This is a genomic window from Butyribacter sp. (genome assembly GCF_056818865.1).
On the sequence record NZ_DBLYGC010000009.1, the window covers coordinates 67,106 to 82,732 of the forward strand.

Genomic DNA, 15,627 nt, shown 5'->3' on the forward strand with positions numbered 1-15,627 from the left:
TTTATCAGTTAAACAAACCAAGATTTAATATTGCATCTGCAAGGTGGCGGTGGCCTATGGCATCCATATGTTCCATATCATCGTCACTGTAGGATGCGGCATCTGAGGCTGCTAGAAAATGGCAGCCGTATTTTTTGGCTATTTTTTTATATACATCTTTAAGTTTATGTGAAGTCTTTACGGAAGTTTTGTTAAATTCAGGGTCATACTCAGGCTTCCAGACTTCATCACCTAAAACAATAGGAGACATAAGCAGTATACTGAGTTCTGAATTGTAGCTTTTAATCTGTGCAATAAGCTTTTCAATGCCTTTTCCGATAAGTCCGGCAGAAGCGTTGTAGTAAGTTTTGCAATCGTTTGTTCCGAGCATAAGAATTACATAATCGATAGGATTGTGTGATTCGAGAAGAGCCGGAAGCATATCTACACCACGTCTGTTGTCACGAAGTTCATCTTCAAAAATTGTAGTGCGGCCGCACAAACCCTCCTCGACAATCTTATAACCTTTTGAAAAAAGTTCTGATTCGAGTATACCGGTCCAGCGTGTATCACGGTCAAAGCGGGATGTAGTTCCCGGGATAAGTCCATATGTATTTGAATCTCCAAAGCATAATATCTCTTTCATATATATATATAACCCTCCAACTAAATAAATCAAATTTAAATTCATACTTATCATACTAATCTGATAGGATATATATGATTATATGTATGAGGGATGCTTTTGTCAAGAAGTTTTTGAATTTTTCAAATAAAATAAGTGCAGATGTCAGAGTTATTTACAGTTTGACGTTTGCACTTTTATGGCACTAAAAAAGCCACTGTTTTCAGTGGCTTTTAATTATCTTAAATTATTTGTAAGCAATTCTTCTTGCACATTTAGGTCTTGAATAATTGTATTTTGAAATCTTGATACCTGTCTTTGGATTGCTTGCATGAACAATATTACCGTTTCCGATATACATTGCAACATGGTTTACACGACCTGTACCGTGTGTATAGAAGATAAGGTCTCCGGGTGCAAGATGCGAAAAGCTGACTTTCTTTCCGTATGTTGACTGTTCACGGGAAGTTCTAGGAATTCTGTATCCGAACTTTTTGTAAACACTCATTGTAAAGCCTGAGCAGTCAGTTCCGCGAGTAAGGCTTGTGCCACCCCATACGTAACGATTTCCGACAAATTTTTGTGCATATACGGAAGCTTTATATCCTTTGCTTGAACCGTATTTTCTTGCTCTGACACCGTTAAGTGTGAGAGCGTTGCTGAATGAGTAGTAAGCTGTCATAGCTGAAAGTTTATCAGTATAACCTGTTTTGTTTCCTGATTTAACTTTTGCCCATCCATCACTATATAAGTTAACTAACTTGTAGCTTTTTCCTGTCTTAATGCTTGTAAGTGTTTTTGCACTTGAATTTTTTGATTTCTTTAATGAGATTTTCTTTGCTGACTTATTAACTTTTACATATTCAGTACCATATTTATTTGCAACTTTTGCCGCATCAGTACCGATTGCTAAATATTTTTTGTTTACATATCCTGAAACTCTTCCTGATTTAACTTTGAGCCAGCTTTTATTTGTAGAACCAATGATGTTTACTTTATAGCCTTTGTAAAGCCTTCCAATGACTGTACCTCTTCCCGCTTTTTTGTTTACATTGATAAAACCACTCTTTTTAACAACGATACCGAGTTTGCTGAAATTTGTTGTAACTTTGATTGCTGAGTTGATAGCTGAACCTGTTGTTACAGTATCGTCTGTATTGTCATCTACATCTGTAGTATTGTCATCATCTGTAATCTGATCGTCGAAATATATCATTCCCGGAATTGTTGCCGCTTTAGTCTCAGCAGGTGTACTAAACGATGAAAGTACGCAAGCAACAGACATTGTCAACGCTGTTCCAAGTGATAATGCTTTTTTTGTCAAGCCTTCCTTAAACATATTATCCTCCATAATTATTCGTTTTATAAGTAAATTGTATTTTTGTTAAAAGAATTTGTAATGAATTATTTAAGTTTGTTACAAAAATATTACATCACGATTTTTATTGTAACAACTTGATATATATTTGTCAATACAATTTAATTAAAAATTACAAAATGATTAACAGATTTATACGTTTTTTTGTGATATTTTCATCTTTTTTGTTAAAGTATGTTTAAGATATGTTTAAGAAGACTTGTAACATTTTGGAGCTGCTGTGCGTTGTTTCCGAGAACTTTGATTATAAATCCGTGTTCAATTGCTGAAATGCCTCCTGTCATTTCGGGATTTTCATTTATTTTTTCATATATTGAGGATTGTTCCCGTTCTGTAAGGAGAAAATTCAGCAAAAGAACGGTGGCAAGATGTGAATGTTTTTCAAACATGCCAAGTCCGTTTAAATCAGATTTGCGAGGAGAGTATCTTGTATTATCGAAAAAGACAAGTTCATCTCCGATATAAGCGTTTATTAACGAGTTGTAATATTTGTATTTAAATGCCTCCCCGTGTGCTATTCGTCCTGCACTGATAATATCAGTGAGTGCAAAGCGGGATGTATTGTCATTTAATGATATGTCAATTTGATTTGTAAATGCGGAGTCTGCAAACGGAATGACGGGAAGCAGCTCGTACCAAAGCGTTGCATTGCTATCAACTGTGAGTTTTATGGTGCGTCCGGCCTCGCCGTTATTCATTTTGTGAATTTTTTCAAACGCCTGTGATGTGCATAAAAGGTTTGCATTTTCTTTAGCATGTATAAAAACTTCCTGCCTGTCGCCCTCCATAAGTCCGGCAGATACGGAAATTATCATGGTTGTCGCAAATTGACTGTTATCGTTATAAAAAGGAGGAAGTATTTTATATGGAGATGTAAAATACACATCATCAATAATTGTCTTACCGTCCTTTGAGGCGGCTGAGAGTCTCAGTGTGGAGGTTTTTCCAAAGCGGTTTATATTTGTGTCAGGCATTATATCGAAATCTCCTTTTGATGGAATATGAAAATATTCATACAGCAGTAAAAAAATTATTAGAAAAGAACATTTTCCTTAATCCATTCTACAACTGTATCCACATTTTCGTCACCTCTTATGTTTGTAAATATAAAAGGTCTGTCACCACGCATTTTTTTTGAGTCACGTTCCATTACACCGAGGTCGGCACCAACCATCGGAGCCAAATCGGTTTTGTTTATTACAAGCAGGTCGGAACGGGTGATTCCGGGGCCGCCTTTGCGTGGTATTTTATCGCCCTCGGCAACATCTATTACAAATATTGTAGCTTCGACAAGTTCAGGGCTGAATGTTGCGGAGAGATTGTCACCGCCGCTTTCTATAAAAAGAAGCTCTATGTCAGGAAATTTGTCGATAAGTTCATCGACAGCTTCAAGATTCATGGAGGCGTCCTCCCTTATGGCGGTGTGCGGACAGCCACCTGTTTCTACACCTATAATACGTTCTTTTGGCAGAACACTGTTTTTAGATAAAAATTCAGCGTCCTCTTTAGTGTAAATATCATTTGTTATAACGCCAATACTGTATTCTTTTGAAAGTTTTCTTGTCAGTGCTTCGATAAGAGCTGTTTTTCCCGATCCGACAGGGCCGGCTATACCGATTTTTGTATACATATTTATGTACCTCCTTGTTTGTTTTAAGACATATAAAGTCTGGAATATAATCTTTCATGCTGCATGCATCTTATGTCAAATCCGGGACAGGACAGACAAAGCATATCTTCTGAAGTGTTTTCAAGCTTTTCAAGAAGAGTTTCAAAGAGTTCATGACAGTCATAAAGAATTTTTTGTCCCTGTGTCTGGCTCAGGGGAATTGTTTTTACGCAATTTGTGACCATCGCCGATGTTTGTGCATACAGATATGTTTCTAAAGTTTTGGCTTTATCAACACCTGCAGAAGCACAGAATACGCCATAGGCAACGGAATGGCTTGGCTGTTTTACTTCTTTAATATAAGTATTAAATATATCTGCCGTGGATTTATCATCGGTCTGCCAGCCTGATACCGTTTTTACAAATCTTGAACCGAGTTTTTGGGCAGCAAGCCTTATTTCTTTAGGTGTTTTTGCTGCCCTTAATTTGGCTTCGAGACTTTTAAGCCTGTCAACATTGCCTGAAAGACTATATTTATATGCAAGTTTTACGGATAAAAGTTCCGTGTAAAAAAGTGAATTTGAAAGTTTTTCTTCTATATATAATGCTGCATCATCTGCGTTTTTTATAATGTCCTTCTGAATGTAAGTTTCAAGCCCATAGGAGTGTGAGTACCCGCCTATGGGAAATAATGCATCATTTATCTGCAGAAGTAAAAAATCGTTCTTATTATGCATAACATTCCTTTTGTGATAGTACAACGAATGATTTGTATATCAAAGATTTAATTTTCGTTGTACTATTTTTACTCTAATGAGTGTGGTTGTTTACTGTTGATGAGATGCTTTTGTCAAAGTCAAGGTGAATAGTGTCAACATGTACAGTCGTGCCGTGTATTTTTTCGAGCATTTCTTTCATAGTCGCTGTGTATGGAGTTAAAAATTGAAAGTCTCCCTTGCCATGTAAAAGTGTGGCATGACGGTTGCCTATTTCGTAACATACTTTTGCAACTGATGCTAAGTGGTCGGGTCTGACATCAATAATGATTGTCTCGCATGGAAGAATATTTACGACAACTGTTTTCTTGTCATCCTCATATAAAATATCACCGTCACGAAGTCCTTTTTTTAAGATGTCATTGTCCAGTCTTATGCCGATTTCTTCACCTGAGCTTGTGATTTTTTTATGGAGTTTTTTATATATTTCATGCCATTCAAAATCAACTGTTTCTACAGCTTTAGTATGATTGGTGTTATTTATGTTTCCGAGTATTTTTTCACAGAGCATATTTCTACCTCATTTCTTTATCTTAAAAAAGATTGTAAAGTTGTGTCAGCGGAAGTTTATCAGCAGGTTCTGATGTCACAGGAGTGTCGTCAACTTTTACTTCATATGTTTCAGGGTCTACATCGATTGAAGGTGTCTTGTCATTAAATACCATATTTTTCTTTGTGATGCTTCGGCAGTTTTTGACCGGGAGAATTACTTTATTTAATTCAAGAGCATCTTTTATATCTGCTTCATATGCCGCTTTTGAGACAAAGGTAATACATGATGCCTTTTTAGCAAGTCCATGTGCGCCAAACATATGCCGGTACATTATAGGTTCGGTTGTAGGGATTGAGGCATTGGCATCACCCATTTTTGAGGCAATTATCATGCCGCCTTTTATAATAATGTCAGGTTTGCTGCCGAAAAATGCCGGATTCCAAAGAACAAGGTCTGCGAATTTTCCTTTTTCTACAGAACCGACATATTCGGAAATACCATGTGTTATTGCCGGGTTTATTGTATATTTTGCAATATATCTTTTTGCTCTAAAATTGTCATTGCCGTGATCTTCGTCCTCAGGAAGAGCACCTCTTTGAATCTTCATTTTATGGGCTGTCTGCCATGTTCTTGTGATGACCTCACCGACACGTCCCATAGCCTGTGAATCGGAACTCATCATACTGAAAATACCCATGTCGTGAAGAACATCTTCTGCTGCAATTGTCTCAGGTCTTATTCGGGAGTCAGCAAATGCAACATCCTCAGGAATGTTTTTATCGAGGTGATGACACACCATAAGCATATCCATATGTTCGTCGAGAGTGTTAATGGTAAATGGCATTGTTGGATTTGTACTTGAAGGCAGTACATTTAAAAATGAAGCAGCCTTGATAATATCAGGAGCATGACCGCCGCCGGCACCTTCGGTGTGATATGTATGTATTGTTCTTCCGTCGATAGCGGCAATTGTATCCTCAACGCATCCGGCTTCATTTAAGGTGTCTGTGTGGATTGCGACAGGAACATCGTATTCATCTGCAACATTCAGACAATGGTTTATAACCGCAGGAGTTGCACCCCAGTCCTCATGTATTTTCAATCCCATTGCGCCTGCTTTTATCTGTTCTTCAAGCGGTCTTTCGTCCGAGCAGTTACCTTTTCCTAAAAATCCGAGATTCATAGGATATTCTTCGGCTGCTTTTAACATCATTGCAAGGTTCCAAGGACCGGGTGTACAGGTTGTTGCGTTTGTTCCGTCTGCCGGACCTGTACCACCGCCAATCATGGTTGTCACACCACTGTAGAGTGCACAGTCTATCTGAGTAGGGCTTATAAAATGAATATGGGAGTCAATTCCGCCTGCTGTTACGATAAGATTTTCTCCGGCGAGAGCTTCTGTTGATGCACCTATAGTCATTCCGGGTGTTACATCAGTCATAATATCGGGGTTGCCGGCTTTTCCTATACCTGCGATTCTGCCGTTTTTAATTCCGATGTCTGCTTTAATGATACCGGTGTAATCCAATATCAGGGCATTTGTGATAACGAGGTCGAGATCACCGTCAGAACTTGTTGTGCGGACAGACTGCCCCATTCCGTCACGGATTGTTTTTCCGCCGCCAAATTTTACTTCATCACCATAAGAGGTGTAATCCTTTTCTACTTCTATTATAAGGTCTGTATCGGCGAGTCTTACTTTGTCACCGACAGTAGGACCGTACATCATGGCATATTTTTTCCCGGTTATTTTACAACTCATTTTAATCCTCCAATCCTAATTTGATTTTTGCAGCTTTGTTTGTCTGACCACATGTCAGGTCATTTAAACCAAAAACCCGCTTTTTGCCGCCGAGTTCAACAAGCTGTACGCTTTTTGTCTCACCCGGCTCAAATCTTACGGAAGTACCTGACGGAATATCAAGTCTGTATCCGAAAGATTCTTTTCTTGGAAAATCAAGAAATTTATTTGTCTCAAAAAAATGGAAATGTGAGCCGACCTGAATAGGTCTGTCACCTGTATTAGATACATTTATTTCTTTGGTTTTGCCTGATGAATTTAGAACTATCTCATCATTGTTAGAGATAATTTCGCCTATCTTCATATTTAAACTCATTTGTAAAGCCTCCTTTTGCAGATGTTTGTGTGGCATTCTGCTTTAATTTTAATAAAGCAAAGTTACTGAATAGGGTTGTGTACGGTTACAAGTTTTGTGCCGTCAGGAAAGGTTGCTTCTACCTGAACTTCGGTTACCATGTCTGCAACTCCATCCATTACATCATCTTTTGTAAGTATTTTTGTGCCTTCGTGCATAAGTTCTGTTACGGTCTTTCCGTCTCTCGCAAGTTCAAGAAGTTCTGAACTTATATAAGCTACTGCTTCAGGATAGTTTAGTTTAAGACCACGTTCTTTTCTTTCTTTTGCAAGATTACCTGCAAGATGTAAGAGTAGTTTTTCGCTTTCTTTTGGCGTTATTCTCATTATTATTTTCCTCTCTCTGTAAATTCAAGTAAATGATTTCCTACTATATTAAATATACTTATTTAAAGTAAATTTTGTTTTTTTTCTTATAAGCAAGATGAGCCATAAATTCTGTCATAAGATTTGCTGCTGCAAAGGAAGTGATATTTCCAACATCGTACTGTGGTGCTACCTCTACCACATCATATCCTACAATATTGAGGTCTTTTAAACCACGCACAATTTCAAGAGCCTGTGCAGTTGAAAAGCCACCGATTTCAGGAGTGCCTGTTCCTGGAGCGAATGCCGGATCCAAAAAATCTATATCAAATGTTAAAAATGCTTTAGAATCACCGACACGTTCTTTTATCTGTCTAACAATTTCATTCATGCCGATTTTATGGCATTGAGTGGCAGTTATGACTTTAAAACCGAGATCGGGACTCATTTTTGTATCGGCTTCAGTATAAAGACCGCCACGTATGCCCACCTGTATTGACTTTGAAGTGTCAATAATGCCTTCATTTGCAGCAATCCTGAATGGGGTTCCATGGTTGTATTTTTTTCCGAAGTATTCATCCCATGTATCATAATGGGAATCAAAATGAATAAGAGCTACTTTGCCATTAGCCTGATAACAGGCACGAAGCTCAGGAAGCGTGACAGAGTGATCACCGCCCATTGCGATAGGAACAATGTTGTTTTTAAATAAGGTGAGCATATCGGAGGTTATTGCTTCGTATGAATCTTCTATATATCCCGGAACTGTTTTTACATCGCCATAATCAATTCCACTGCAATAATCAAAGATGTTTACATTAAGTTCAGGATTATACGGTTTGGTAAGAGAGGAAATTTCTCTAATCGCACTTGGTCCAAATCGTGAACCTACTCTATATGATGCACATGTATCGAAAGGAATACCCACAACAGCAAAATCAACATCTTCTGTTGTTTTGATATATTCCATTCTCATAAATGTTTTTATTCCGGAAAATCTTGGAGATTCCTGTGAATCTGCTGCTTTGTATCTAATCATATCAATCATCCTTTCCTAATCAGTTAATTATTATTATTGTTATTGTTTTATACAAAAGAAAAAGGCGTCTTGAACAAAATGTTCAAAAACGCCTTCGTTTTTGTTGTATTTATTATACATACAAAACGCCGGTTTTGTAAAGGCGTATTCAAAAATGAATAAAAATTATTTTTTGCAAAACTATAAAATGGAAAATCCTGTTTTATACTGATTTCAACGCTATTCAAAAATGAATAATAAAGCAGAGGCAGACAAATTTTGTTATAAAAAAATTATTTTTTGACTTGACAAGTGAATTTTTTTGTCTAAAATGGGGTTCATCAGCTGAGAACAAAATGCAACTATGACAGACAAGAGATTTAACAGACGGAAAAGAGGTATGCAATATGAGTAATTATCAGCCACCTAGCGCATCAGGTTCACCACGTTTTTGCAATATGGGAAATTTTATGAGACTTCCACATGCACAGAGTGCAGAAGGTCTTGATTTTGGAATTATAGGTATTCCATTTGATACGGCAGCTTCATTTAGAGCCGGAGCAAGATTTGGTCCTAACGGCGTGAGAAATATTTCAGCCATGATTAAACCAAATAATGTGGCTATGGGTGTGAATATTATGGATACACTTAAAGGCGCAGATCTTGGTGATGTCCCTGTTATTCCTGATTATATACATGAAACTTATGCGGCTATTGAAGAAACACTTACAGGAGTTTTGGATGCTGGAGCAGTTCCGATTAGTATCGGAGGTGACCATGCGATCACACTTGGAGAGCTTCGTGCAATAGCGAAAAAACACGGAAAAGTTTCACTTGTTCATTTTGATTCACATCTTGATCTCTGTGATACTGTATTTGGACAGAAATACAATCACGGAACACCTTTTAGAAGAGCGATGGAAGAAGGTCTTATTGACCCTTCAAAATCAATTCAGATTGGTATGAGAGGTTCACTTTACGATCCTGATGATTTTAAGATTGCAGCAGATTTAGGGTTTAAGGTTATTCCGGGAGATACATTACATACTATGACACCAGCAGATCTTGCAAATGCAATTAAGGAAAGAGTTGGAGACAACAAAGTGTTCCTTACATTCGATATAGACTTTATTGACCCGGCTTATGCACCGGGAACAGGTACACCGGAAGTCGGAGGATTTACTTCATATGAAGCACTTCAGTACATAAGAGGTATAAAAGACCTTAACTTTGTAGGATTTGATGTTGTAGAAGTCGCACCGCCATATGACCATTCAGAGATTACGGCATACATGGGTGCAAACCTTATATTTGAATTTTTATCAATCCTTGCTTATCAGAAAGCAAATAAGAATAAATAAAAATCAGTTTTGAATTTAAAAATAAACATGTATTAACAGCAAAGAGGCTGGTAAAACCCCTGACGGGTTTACTGGTCTCTTTTCGTCTATAAAAGCAAAAAAATCAGCAGCAAAGCATTTTAATATGCGGAAACGGAGGCATTTATGAGAAAATTGAAAAAGTTATTAGCGGCGGTACTTGCAGGAACAATGGTCATCACAAGTCTTACGGGATGTGGAGGAAGCGGTTCTTCAAGCAAAGGACCTCTTACAATTGAACAGATAAAGAAAAACGGAAAGCTTATTGTTGCGACAGAAGCAGCTTATGAGCCTTTTGAGTACCTTGACAAAGACGGTGAAACCATCATCGGTTACAATGCGGATTTGTTTAAGGAAATCTGTAATGGCCTCGGTGTAGAACTTGATTATATGGATGTACCATTTCAGGGGATTCTTGCAGGGCTTGAAGCTAAAAAATATGATGTTGTAGGTGCAACACTTGGAATAACAAAGGAGAGAGCAGATAAATATACAATGACATTGCCTATTCAAAAAGGTACAAATGTATTTATTAAAAGAAAAGGTGACAATTCTATAAAGACACCTGAGGATATGGAAGGAAAAGTCGTGGGAACACAGACATCATGTTATAACGAGACAGATACAAAGGCATTTAATAAAAAACTTATATCAAAAGGTGGAAAGGGATATAAGGCTTTAAAGACATATGATGGTTTTCCAGATGCTTATATGGAATTAAAGAATGGGAAGCTTGATATTGTAGCACAGAACTATGCATCATCAGCAGCTCTTGTAAAAAATAATCCGGATGATTATGAGCTTGTTCAGGATGGAAAAGGCAATGTGGCAATGGTAAGTGATACCGATACATGGCTTTCATGGGCTGTAAGAAAATCAGATACAGAACTTTCAGATTATATTAATAGTGAAATTAAGAAGTTTAAGAAAGACGGAACACTCGATAAACTTCAGAAAAAATGGTTTGGACAGACTGTAGAACTTCCTGATAAGGATTATATTCCAGAAAAATAGTAACAGGCAGACGGGTATATGCGGGCATGGGCTATTTGCTACAGAGCGAAGGCAGATAGGTTGATGACATCCCCTCGCAGGATTTCGCTCAGAAACGAGGAATTTTATGGCTGAATCAATAAAAATGGTTATGGGTTACAAAGAACTTTTTTTAAAAGGTCTTGGATATACCATGATGGTGTCGGTGGAAGCGATTATCGTAGCCGTTTGTATTGGTACGATATTGACAGTGCTTAGAATGGGAGGAGATTCTCTATTCAACCGCATCATTCAAAAAATAGTTGCGGTGTACATAAGTTTTGTGCGTGGAACACCGATTTTGGTACAGATTTATATTATCTTTCAGGCATTATCTATGCTTGGGTTGAATTTGTCAGCATATACATCAGGTGTCATTGCTTTAAGCTTAAACAGTGGCGGATTTATGGCGGAGATACTTCGCGGTGGTTTTTCGGCAATACCGAAAGGGCAGATTGAAGCGGCAGAAGCAATAGGAATGCCAAAGGCAAAAATATGGACAAGAATAATATTGCCGCAGGTATTCAGAATTGTCATACCTCAGCTCACAAGTGAGTTTATAAACGTAATCAAGGTGTCGCCGATGCTCTCTGTTCTTTCTGTCGTAGAACTTACAAGAACAGCAGAAAGACTTGTCAAGGTGACAGGCGAGGCAATACCATTCTATGTAACAATTGCGATTATATATTTCATTGTCTGTACAATACTTGAAGAATTTGTGAAACTTCAGCAGCGCAGAATCAGAAAGGCATAAAGGAGGGCAAAGCAATGGGAGAATTTTTACATGTGGCAGAAATTGCATTTCCTCTTTTGTTTCAGGGAATTCTGGTCACAATTCAAATATCGGTTTTGGCGATAATCATGGCAATAATAATCGGAGCTGTCGTGGCATATATGAAAATTTCAGATATGGTGTTACTTAAAGCGATTGCGGAAATTTATATCAAGATATTCAGAAATACACCGTTTATGGTTCAGGTATATCTTGCGTATTATGGTCTGCCAATGATTGGTTTCGATGTACCGGCATTTTGGACAGGTGCTTTGATACTTGGATTTTATACAGCAGCATATGTGGCAGTAATACTTGAGAGTGGATTGTCGTCTTTGCCAAAAGGACAGTCAGAAGCAGCATATGCAATAGGAATGTCAAAAACAAAAACATTACTTAGAATACTTTTACCTCAGACAGTCGTGGTAATAATTCCGTCTATAACAGGTCAGCTTGTGCAGACGGTGAAAGATTCATCTATTTTATCAATCATAACAGTTGCAGAAATGACAATGATGACAAAAGAGGCTATAGGAATTACATTTAGTCCGCTTATTGTTTACATTTGTGTAGGACTTTTGTACTGGGCATTAAATCTGGTTATAGAATTGTCGTCTAAAAAGATTGAAAAGAGTTATAAGAGAAGAAGCATATAAATTACTAGGAGGGATTATTATGGGCGAAAAAGGAAAAGTAGTAATGTCGGTAAAAAGTCTGGCAAAAAAATACGGAGAGATAGAAGTTTTAAAGAAAATTGACCTTGATATACATGAGGGAGAGGTTATAAGTATTGTCGGTCCTTCGGGTTCAGGAAAAAGTACCTTTTTAAGGTGTCTTAATTATCTGGAACATCTTACTGACGGAGAGATTGAGATATACGGTCATTCTTTATATGGTGAGAGCAAGGCAGGGATGAAAAAGAAAAACGAAAAGGCTGCGAGAGAGATAAGAAAAAATGTCGGAATGGTATTTCAGCAGTTTAATCTCTGGCCTCATAAGACGGTTCTTGAAAATGTAATAGAAGGGCCTGTGCAGATTAAAAAAGTAAAAAAAGAGGATGCGGTAAAGACAGCAGAAAAGCTGCTTGATAAGGTTGGTATGCTGGCTAAAAAAGATGCATATCCGGGACAGCTTTCAGGAGGACAGCAGCAGCGTGTTGCAATTGTCCGAACACTTGCAATGGAACCTGATTTGATTTTATTTGACGAGCCGACATCGGCACTTGATCCTGAGTATGTAGGAGAGGTTTTGTCTGTAATGAAAAATCTTGCAAAAGATGGAATGACTATGCTTGTCGTAACACATGAGATGGGATTTGCTGCGGAAGTAGCTAACAGAGTTATATTTATGGATGGCGGCTATGTTATTGAAGATGGAACACCGGAAGAAGTATTTAAAAATCCAAAGTCAGACAGGGCAAAACAGTTTTTCTCAAAAATTTTAAATGTATAATTTTATAATTTACATTTATAAGACAGGCTGCAAAGTGAGGTGAGATCTTATGGGTGAGGAAAGATATGAATATATCGGGAGGATTCTTGAAAGTATTCATCCAAGTGTAACGATTGCAGATGGAAAAGGACGGTTTGTCTACCTTGGGAAAGCGTTCAAGGAATTTGCAGGTAAAGGTGAAATGGCAGAAAGGATTAAAGGGATGTACGCCAATAATCCGTCGGTTTTGGAACTTTTTAAACCATGTGTAACTCAGCTTGTACTTGAAAGCGGAAAGAAAGTCACTACCACTCAGAAAAATCTTCAAAATAAAGAAGTTTTTGTGACAGGAATACCTATTTTTGACAATAATGGAAATCTTGATATGATAATATGTTTTTCTTCATGGGAAATTTCAAATTCAGAAGAACTGGAACTTCATTTTGAAAAATTGAAAAAGGAAAACAGCGATCTCATAAATGAGATAAAACGTCTTACAAAAGGAGAAAATTCTCTTGCCACAATGATTAGTAACAGTAAAAATATTACGAGTGCTTTGAGAATTTTAAAAATTTTCTCTAAACAGAATGTCCCTGCATTTGTGCATGGCCCGACCGGATGCGGCAAAGGATATTTGTGCCGTATGGCTTACGAGCAGGACGGTGCGGTGTATGAATATAATTGTAAGCTCATATCCGAAGAAAATCTTGAAATTGAACTTTTTGGAGATAGTGAAAAAGGAGGAATACTTGACTTTATCGGTTACAGGGCAATAATTTTGGGAGATGTGGAAGTTTTGTCGCCCAAATTGCAGAAAAAGCTTGTTGCAAAACTCAAAACGGAAGATAAGCTTTGTATTGGTCTGTCGGAATATTCACTTGAAGAATTAAAGGATAATCAGAAAATAACTGATGAGTTTTATTATTATTATAAAAGTTATCAGGTTGAGGTCCTCCCAATAAATGAAAGACCTGAGGATTTGCAGGCTTTTATTGAATATTACCTTGAACATTATAATAAGAAATATGGAAGAAAAATTGATTTTTCGCCAAAGGCATTAAACTGTCTGCTTAATTATGAATGGAAAGAAAATATAATAGAGATAAGATACACAATAGAAAGACTGGTATTAACGGCAGAAGAAAATATTATTGAGGTTTACAATCTGCCAGAGAAAATGACGGAAAAATCCGCACAATTGTTTCTTGAGGACACATGTCTGAAAGATATGATGGAACTTTATGAAAAGGGAATTATTTGTCGTGCATACGAAAAATATCATACGACGGTTGAAGTTGCAAAAAAGTTGGGAATAAGTCAGGCGTCTGCGGTTAGAAAAATCGGAAAATATGTGACTGAAAGATAAAGGATTTTTGCTTTTGCAAATATTGATGATTGACAATAAATAATAAGTACACAGTAATGAAAGGAAGGCTCGGCATGAAGAAATTTAATATAACAATAAGCAGGGAATTTGGGTGTAATTCAAGAGAAATAACAAGAATGCTTGCAAGCAGACTTGGTGTGGAAATGTATGACAGAGATTTGGTTGATATGGCGGCAAGAAAAGCGGGAATCAATCTCGATGAATTTGCGGATGCAGACAAAGTAATAGACTCATCAGTTGAGAAACTTACAAGGAGATTCGGATACGGTTCTTCAAGCAAATTTTATTCGGATGAGGCGATAGAAGCACAGAGTCAGGTTATAAGAGACATAGCAAATACAAAAGACTCAGCTATCTTTTTCGGAAGATGTGCTGATTATGTGCTTAGAGAGCATCCTAATACACTGAATGTATTTTTGTATTCTTCATATGAAGCGAGAATAGAGCATCTTAAAAAAGCGTATTCGCTTTCGGCTGTCGAGGCAGAGCATCTTATAAAAAGGATTGACAGACAGCGTCACAATTACTATAAATATGTAACAGGCGTAAACAGAAGTGACAGACATCTGAAACATGTAATGCTTGATGTATCTAAATTTGGTGAGGAAAAAGTTGTTGATATTCTTTATCATATAGTCATGATGGAATTTGGAGAGTAGCGATTTTTTACTTTACAACATTGTCTGCGGATATTATAATTAACTTTATACAAATTTAATCATACAGGGGGAGAATATGAATAAGATACAGCTTTTCCGCAGAAGATATATCCCGGATGAAATAAAGGAACTTAAAGATGATATTGTTTTGTCAGCAGATGACAAAATGATTCTTACAAAATGGAATGTTTTAAAGCCGAGAAAGGATATTGCCAGAGGTGTGTCTGCGTATTTTCTCGATAAAGGCATAAAGGTCAGCAAGGTGTATGACGCAGAGGATAACCTTGTTTACTGGTACTGTGATATTATTGAAACGGTTCATGAAGAGGGAAGTTTAAAATATGTATTTAATGACCTTCTGATAGATGTTTTAGTTTACCCTGATGGTTTTGTGAAAGTTGTTGATATGGATGAGTTTGCAGATGTTATGGACGAAAAGAGACTTGACAACTCTGTTATAGCACAGGCACTTAGAAGTGCTGATGCGTTATTGCAGGTGATATATTCCGGCAAATTTGTAAATTATACAAAGATTATAGAGGACGCTGAAAATATATGATAAAAAAACACTGATAATGTTGTGGTGTATGCCATGCATTGTCGGTGTTTTTTTGTGTAGACTTTTGGA

At 37.2% G+C, this 15,627-nt stretch carries 18 protein-coding genes; 8 read left to right on the forward strand and 10 right to left on the reverse strand.

Annotation, left to right across the window (positions count from 1 at the left end; all coding sequences use genetic code 11):
- Positions 1–4: 4 nt before the first annotated feature.
- The 10 genes from ACZLXV_RS05675 to speB (ACZLXV_RS05720) form a co-directional block, all read right to left on the reverse strand.
- Positions 5–625 carry a GDSL-type esterase/lipase family protein gene (locus ACZLXV_RS05675; RefSeq protein WP_482382774.1) on the reverse strand — a complete coding sequence of 207 codons (621 nt, stop codon included), beginning with the start codon at positions 623–625 and terminating at the stop codon, positions 5–7.
- Positions 626–851: 226 nt separating this feature from the next.
- Positions 852–1,943 (reverse strand): C40 family peptidase, encoded by a 1,092-nt coding sequence (locus ACZLXV_RS05680; protein WP_022223749.1) that lies wholly within the window; start codon positions 1,941–1,943, stop codon positions 852–854.
- 206 nt (positions 1,944–2,149) lie between these two features.
- The gene (locus tag ACZLXV_RS05685) at positions 2,150–2,956 is read right to left on the reverse strand and encodes an urease accessory protein UreD (protein WP_482382775.1); all 807 of its coding nucleotides are present in this window, start codon (positions 2,954–2,956) and stop codon (positions 2,150–2,152) included.
- Between the two features lie 59 nt (positions 2,957–3,015).
- Positions 3,016–3,612, reverse strand: coding sequence for an urease accessory protein UreG (ureG, locus tag ACZLXV_RS05690; protein WP_022223747.1), 597 nt, complete (start codon positions 3,610–3,612; stop codon positions 3,016–3,018).
- Between the two features lie 23 nt (positions 3,613–3,635).
- On the reverse strand, positions 3,636–4,328 hold the full coding sequence (locus tag ACZLXV_RS05695) for an urease accessory protein UreF (protein ID WP_022223746.1): 693 nt from the start codon (positions 4,326–4,328) through the stop codon (positions 3,636–3,638).
- 73 nt (positions 4,329–4,401) lie between these two features.
- Positions 4,402–4,878 (reverse strand): urease accessory protein UreE, encoded by a 477-nt coding sequence (locus ACZLXV_RS05700; RefSeq protein WP_022223745.1) that lies wholly within the window; start codon positions 4,876–4,878, stop codon positions 4,402–4,404.
- A 22-nt stretch (positions 4,879–4,900) separates the two neighbouring features.
- Complete coding sequence (ureB, locus tag ACZLXV_RS05705; protein ID WP_482382776.1) at positions 4,901–6,622, reverse strand: urease subunit beta; 1,722 nt, start codon at positions 6,620–6,622, stop codon at positions 4,901–4,903.
- 1 nt (position 6,623) lies between these two features.
- The gene (gene ureB / locus ACZLXV_RS05710; RefSeq protein WP_022223743.1) at positions 6,624–6,977 is read right to left on the reverse strand and encodes an urease subunit beta; all 354 of its coding nucleotides are present in this window, start codon (positions 6,975–6,977) and stop codon (positions 6,624–6,626) included.
- 62 nt (positions 6,978–7,039) lie between these two features.
- Positions 7,040–7,342 (reverse strand): urease subunit gamma, encoded by a 303-nt coding sequence (gene ureA / locus ACZLXV_RS05715; protein ID WP_022223742.1) that lies wholly within the window; start codon positions 7,340–7,342, stop codon positions 7,040–7,042.
- A gap of 58 nt (positions 7,343–7,400) precedes the next feature.
- Positions 7,401–8,360, reverse strand: coding sequence for an agmatinase (gene speB, locus ACZLXV_RS05720; protein WP_022223741.1), 960 nt, complete (start codon positions 8,358–8,360; stop codon positions 7,401–7,403).
- A gap of 386 nt (positions 8,361–8,746) precedes the next feature.
- Between speB (ACZLXV_RS05720) and speB (ACZLXV_RS05725) the strand changes: the two genes are divergently transcribed.
- The 8 genes from speB (ACZLXV_RS05725) to ACZLXV_RS05760 all read left to right on the forward strand — a co-directional run bounded on the left by speB (ACZLXV_RS05725) (position 8,747) and on the right by ACZLXV_RS05760 (position 15,558).
- Positions 8,747–9,700: an agmatinase gene (gene speB / locus ACZLXV_RS05725; RefSeq protein WP_022223740.1), complete on the forward strand. Its 954-nt coding sequence runs from the start codon at positions 8,747–8,749 to the stop codon at positions 9,698–9,700.
- A gap of 144 nt (positions 9,701–9,844) precedes the next feature.
- Positions 9,845–10,732 carry a transporter substrate-binding domain-containing protein gene (locus tag ACZLXV_RS05730; RefSeq protein ID WP_482382777.1) on the forward strand — a complete coding sequence of 296 codons (888 nt, stop codon included), beginning with the start codon at positions 9,845–9,847 and terminating at the stop codon, positions 10,730–10,732.
- Positions 10,733–10,838: 106 nt separating this feature from the next.
- The gene (locus ACZLXV_RS05735) at positions 10,839–11,504 is read left to right on the forward strand and encodes an amino acid ABC transporter permease (RefSeq protein ID WP_482382778.1); all 666 of its coding nucleotides are present in this window, start codon (positions 10,839–10,841) and stop codon (positions 11,502–11,504) included.
- 14 nt (positions 11,505–11,518) lie between these two features.
- A complete protein-coding gene (locus ACZLXV_RS05740) occupies positions 11,519–12,178 on the forward strand; it encodes an amino acid ABC transporter permease (protein WP_367335293.1) in 660 nt (219 codons plus the stop codon).
- A 19-nt stretch (positions 12,179–12,197) separates the two neighbouring features.
- The gene (locus tag ACZLXV_RS05745) at positions 12,198–12,974 is read left to right on the forward strand and encodes an amino acid ABC transporter ATP-binding protein (protein WP_022223736.1); all 777 of its coding nucleotides are present in this window, start codon (positions 12,198–12,200) and stop codon (positions 12,972–12,974) included.
- Positions 12,975–13,023: 49 nt separating this feature from the next.
- Entirely contained in the window at positions 13,024–14,319 is a 1,296-nt protein-coding gene (locus ACZLXV_RS05750; protein ID WP_482382779.1) for an AAA-type ATPase lid domain-containing protein, read from the forward strand.
- Between the two features lie 74 nt (positions 14,320–14,393).
- Positions 14,394–14,999: a cytidylate kinase-like family protein gene (locus ACZLXV_RS05755; protein WP_022223734.1), complete on the forward strand. Its 606-nt coding sequence runs from the start codon at positions 14,394–14,396 to the stop codon at positions 14,997–14,999.
- Between the two features lie 76 nt (positions 15,000–15,075).
- The gene (locus tag ACZLXV_RS05760; RefSeq protein WP_022223733.1) at positions 15,076–15,558 is read left to right on the forward strand and encodes a ribonuclease FAU-1 family protein; all 483 of its coding nucleotides are present in this window, start codon (positions 15,076–15,078) and stop codon (positions 15,556–15,558) included.
- Positions 15,559–15,627 lie beyond the last annotated feature (69 nt).